General features: G+C 41.7%; 4 protein-coding genes. 3 read left to right on the forward strand and 1 reads right to left on the reverse strand.

The features are described from left to right. The first annotated feature begins 141 nt into the window (after positions 1-141). Genes AAF462_10185 through AAF462_10195 form a run of 3 tightly spaced genes read left to right on the forward strand, consistent with a single transcriptional unit; the run spans position 142 to position 3007 of the window. Positions 142-1290: a Re/Si-specific NAD(P)(+) transhydrogenase subunit alpha gene (locus AAF462_10185; GenBank protein ID MEM7009489.1), complete on the forward strand. Its 1149-nt coding sequence runs from the start codon at positions 142-144 to the stop codon at positions 1288-1290. A gap of 22 nt (positions 1291-1312) precedes the next feature. Beyond that, on the forward strand, positions 1313-1594 hold the full coding sequence (locus AAF462_10190) for an NAD(P) transhydrogenase subunit alpha (protein MEM7009490.1): 282 nt from the start codon (positions 1313-1315) through the stop codon (positions 1592-1594). Between the two features lie 3 nt (positions 1595-1597). Continuing rightward, on the forward strand, positions 1598-3007 hold the full coding sequence (locus AAF462_10195; GenBank protein MEM7009491.1) for an NAD(P)(+) transhydrogenase (Re/Si-specific) subunit beta: 1410 nt from the start codon (positions 1598-1600) through the stop codon (positions 3005-3007). Positions 3008-3069: 62 nt separating this feature from the next. On the opposite strand, the gene AAF462_10200 is transcribed toward AAF462_10195, so the two are convergent. After that, the coding region (locus tag AAF462_10200; GenBank protein ID MEM7009492.1) for an efflux RND transporter permease subunit at positions 3070-4779 on the reverse strand (1710 nt) is incomplete at its 5' end.

Genomic DNA, 4779 nt, shown 5'->3' on the forward strand with positions numbered 1-4779 from the left:
GCTGAGTTGAAAGAAATTTTATTCTTTTATTGATCAAGTATTGTGTTCTTTAAAATTTACAGGTATAAATACCGTCTCTAATTTTTATGAATTTCTGATTAAGAAAACAATAAGTCAAATTAAGGATGATATAGCAAAGTCATGATAGTCGGAATTCCTAAAGAAACATCACCAGGTGAGAGCAGAGTAGCAATAGTACCGAACACAGTTCCATCCTTACAGAAGGCAGGATTTGTAGTTCATGTGGAAACAGGCGCTGGTCTGGAGGCCGGTTTCCCTGACAATCTTTTTCAAGACCAGGGCGCAGTTATTTCTGATCGCTCTGAAGTATTCGAAAAGGCCGATGTAATTTTACAGATTAACACCGTAGGCTCAAACCCTGAAACAGATTCACAAGACATTTCTTTACTTAAAGAAGGACAGATAGTTATTGGACTAATTGATGCACTTTCAAATGCAGACGCTGTAAGAGCTCTTGCAGACAGTAAGGTCAAATCATTTGCTCTTGAGCTAGTTCCTAGAATAACTAGAGCCCAGGCCATGGACGTTTTATCTTCTCAGGCTAACCTTGCAGGATATAAATCTGCACTTCTTGCAGCAGATTCAATGCCTAGAATTTTTCCTATGATGATGACAGCAGCAGGAACAATTACTCCTGCCAGAGTGCTAGTCATTGGAGCTGGTGTTGCTGGACTTCAGGCAATTGCTACAGCCAATCGTTTAGGGGCAATAGTTTCAGCATACGATATCCGTCCAGCAGTTAAAGAGCAGGTACAGAGTTTAGGAGCCAAGTTCGTTGAGCTTGAGCTGGAAACAGGTGAAGCTGAAGATGAAGGCGGCTATGCAAAAGCAATGGATGAGGAGTTTTATAAAAAGCAGCGTGAGCTAATGACAAAAGTTGTAGCAGAAAATGACGCTGTAATTACAACAGCTTCTATTCCCGGAAAAAAGGCACCTATTCTAGTTACTCAAGAAATGGTAGACGGCATGAAGCCGGGATCCGTAATTGTTGATTTAGCTGCAGAAAGCGGCGGCAATTGCGAAGCAACAAAAGCAGGTGAGACCGTGGATGTAGGAGGCGTAAAAGTAATAGGCCCCGTCAATGTGCCATCAACTGTCCCTTATCACGCAAGCCAAATGTACGCTAAAAATATCGCAAATCTACTTTTGTTAATGGTAAAAGACGAAGAATTAAACATAGATTTAGAAGATGAAATTTTAAAAGAATCACTCGTCACAGACGGGGGTAATGTCGTAAACGACAGAGTTAAAGAAGCACATAGTTTATAACTTTGAAAGGGGGTTAATTTAAATGGATGGCTTTGCAATAGTATTTACAATATTTGTTCTTGCCGCTTTTATAGGGTTTGAAGTTATATCCAAAGTACCTCCCACGCTTCATACCCCGCTTATGTCTGGTTCTAATGCAATTTCAGGAATCATTTTAATAGGTGCAATCTTATCCGCTGGCGCACAGCATAGCTGGTTAACAATCATACTTGGAACCCTTGCTGTGATACTTGCTACAATCAACGTAGTTGGCGGATTTATGGTTACGAACAGAATGTTAGAAATGTTTAGGAGGAAGGATTAACCTATGTCTCCCGGATTAGTCAATATAGCTTATTTAGTAGCAGCAAGTTTATTTATTTTTGGCCTAAAGGGTCTATCACACCCAAGAACCGCAGTGAGAGGAAACATGCTGGGGGCCCTTGGTATGCTGCTGGCAATCGTTATTACTCTTCTTGATCGAAATATCATTGGTTACGAATATATAATTGCTGGAATTATTATTGGAGGCGCAATCGGCGCAGTTCTGGCTATAAAGATTAAGATGACTGCTATGCCCGAGCTTGTTGCATTGTTTAACGGTTTTGGCGGACTGGCATCTATCTTAGTTGCAGGTGCAGCATTATATGAAGCAGCCGGTCTTCAAGGCATGGAAGGAGCGATTGTACTTAATGCACAATTTTCCATCTCAACATTTGCCTCCGGATTTATCGGTGCTGTCACATTCTGGGGAAGTTTAGTGGCTTTTGGTAAACTTCAGGGAAAGGTTAATGACGGTGCTGTAAGATATCCTCTTGACCAGGCGGTGAAAATTGCACTCGCAGTTATTTGTATAATATTTGCATACTTAATGGTTGTTTATCCCGGTGCATCCGCTCCATATTGGATAATGATCATAATTGCTTCAGTACTTGGCATTCTATTTGTAATACCAATTGGCGGCGCTGATATGCCTGTTGTGGTAGCGCTGCTTAACTCATTCTCAGGACTTGCAGCAGCTGCTGCAGGGTTTGTACTCTTTAACAGCGTACTAATTGTTGCAGGAACACTCGTAGGTGCCTCAGGAATAATACTAACAATTATCATGTGTAAGGCCATGAACCGTTCATTGACCAATGTACTCTTTGGAACTTTTACAGTTACGGAAGGTGGGCCTTCTGCTGACGAAGTATACGGCGGAAAGGTCAAGTCAACCTCAGCTGAAGAGGTTGCAATGCTTCTAGAAGGAGCAAAAAGAGTTTGCGTTGTACCAGGATACGGAATGGCAGTAGCTCAGGCGCAGCATGCAGTAAGAGAACTCTTTGATCTTCTAGAAGGTCACGGAACAGTTGTTGAGTTCGGGGTACACCCGGTTGCAGGGCGTATGCCTGGACACATGAACGTTCTTTTAGCTGAAGCCGACATTCCATATGAAAGACTAAAAGATATGGACGAGATCAATCCTAACTTTAAACAGATCGATGTCACAATAATAATCGGCGCAAACGACGTTGTTAACCCGGTTGCTAGAACAGATCCTGATAGCCCGATAGCGGGTATGCCGATCTTAGATGTGGACTACTCTAAAACTGTAGTTGTCATCAAAAGAAGCTTAAGCCCTGGTTTTGCAGGAATACCTAATCCTCTATTCGCTCTTGATAACTCGCTTATGTTTTTTGGCGATGGTAAAAAAGCAGTAGAAGATATGGTTAAATGCTTAAAAGAAGAGATTGGCTAAACCTTATTTTCTTAGACTTACAACCTAAATATATTATTGGAAGAGAAATAGAGTACTTTGTCTTATTCTAGATCGCCTTCCCATTTCACAATCTTAAGATCTAGCACAAAGAATGCATAGAAAACTGGGACTAGTATAAGTTCAATTATTGTTGCTAGTGCCAGGCCACCGATCTGTGCATAGCAAAGAGGCTGCCAAAGTGGTCCTCCATCGATTGCAAGTGGAAACAGCGCAAGTATTGTAGCTCCCACTGTTATCAAAATCGGACGTAGTCTCTGAACCCCGGCGTCTAAGAGTGAATCTTTAAACGGCTCGCCTTTTTGGTGCATTTCTTCAACATAGTCGAACAATACAATAACATGGCTGACTATAACTCCGACAAGAGCAATCATTCCAAGAAATGCCATAAATCCAAACGGCTCGCCCATTATAGCTAGCGCTATTAACGAGCCTACAATTCCGTAAGGTACTGCGGCAAAAACCAGCAGCGGCTTAACAGCATTTCTAAACTGAATAAGTAGTGATATGAATATCCCGATAACTGAAATTAGCAAGACCATGCTAAGGTTTCTGTTGCCCTGCTGTGATTTTGCTTTTTCTCCTCCCCAAACTAAATCATATCCGGGAGGAAGAGATTCAATAAATGCCTGTATTTTCTTCTCACCCTTTTTCAAGATTGTAGATGGAAGCTCGCCTGGGGCAGGGAATGCGATTACAGTTAGCGCCCTGAAATGGTTTCTCCTAACTACCCTGGATGTTTCTATGCCGTAAGTGAGGTCGGATACTTGGGCTAAGGGGATCTTTACATCGTTTGCAACACCATATACATACATATTCTCAATATCTGAGAGCTCGGCCCGTTCATTAATCCTTAGCCTGGCGTTCACCGGGATATTTTTATCGCCTTCTTTATATGAGGTGAACTGATATCCACTGAGCGCAGTGAGCGATGAGATTGCAACATCTTGGTTTGTCACACCAGATAGATTTGCACGGTCAGGATCTACCTCGAGTTTCACAATGAAGCTATCCTCAAACCAGTCATCTCTAACAATCGAAGTCTCAGGAATTTCTCTTAATATCGACTTTAATTCTTCTCCGAGCTTTCTTAGAGTTTCAATATCCTGCTCTTCGGTTTCAAGATCTGAATTGATATCGGCTCTTCCGCTAAGGTGTATCTCAATTGGGTAGTCAACTGCATTTAGCTGAATTTCCCTGACTTCAATGTGTGCTCCAGGTATCTGATCAGATATAGCTTTCTGAAAGAGCGGAGCAAGTTCTGGGGTGTATTTTCTCTCATCTAATCTAATAATTATCTGGGCATAGTTTTTCTGCTGCTGCTCAGGTGCGACAGTGCTCCAGAACCTGGGACTTCCCCCGCCAATATACGATGCAAGAGAAATCAGGGGATTATCAATCTTTTTTTCTTTTGCATATTTTTCTGCGACTTCCCTTATCACATCCCCAGTCTGCACTACGGTTTCATTCGTAGATGCGAGTGTAGCGCCGTTTGGCATCCAAACGTCTACATAGGATAGATATTGAACATCTGAAGGGAAAAATGATGTTTTAATATTTGATGCTATTAATCCTCCTACAACAAAAAACACCAATGATATTGCAAACGCTTTCTTTCTATTGTCTATTGCCCAATTAGCAATGCGGTAGTAGTGTCCCGTAAAGCCCTGTGTTCTTTTTTCTTCAAGTGTAAGCTCTTTTTTCTTTGGCCTAAGAAGATAATATCCAAGCATAGGCACAAAAGTCATAGAGAC

The sequence above is a fragment of the Thermodesulfobacteriota bacterium genome, assembly GCA_039028315.1.
Lineage (GTDB): Bacteria > Desulfobacterota_D > UBA1144 > Nemesobacterales > UBA2774 > CR02bin9.

Excerpts from the sequence above, each read along its gene's own strand:
- AAF462_10185 (MEM7009489.1), top strand. The coding sequence starts at position 142 with ATGATAGTCGGAATTCCTAAAGAAACATCACCAGGTGAGAGCAGAGTA.
- AAF462_10195 (MEM7009491.1), top strand. The coding sequence starts at position 1,598 with ATGTCTCCCGGATTAGTCAATATAGCTTATTTAGTAGCAGCAAGTTTA.
- AAF462_10190 (MEM7009490.1), top strand. The coding sequence starts at position 1,313 with ATGGATGGCTTTGCAATAGTATTTACAATATTTGTTCTTGCCGCTTTT.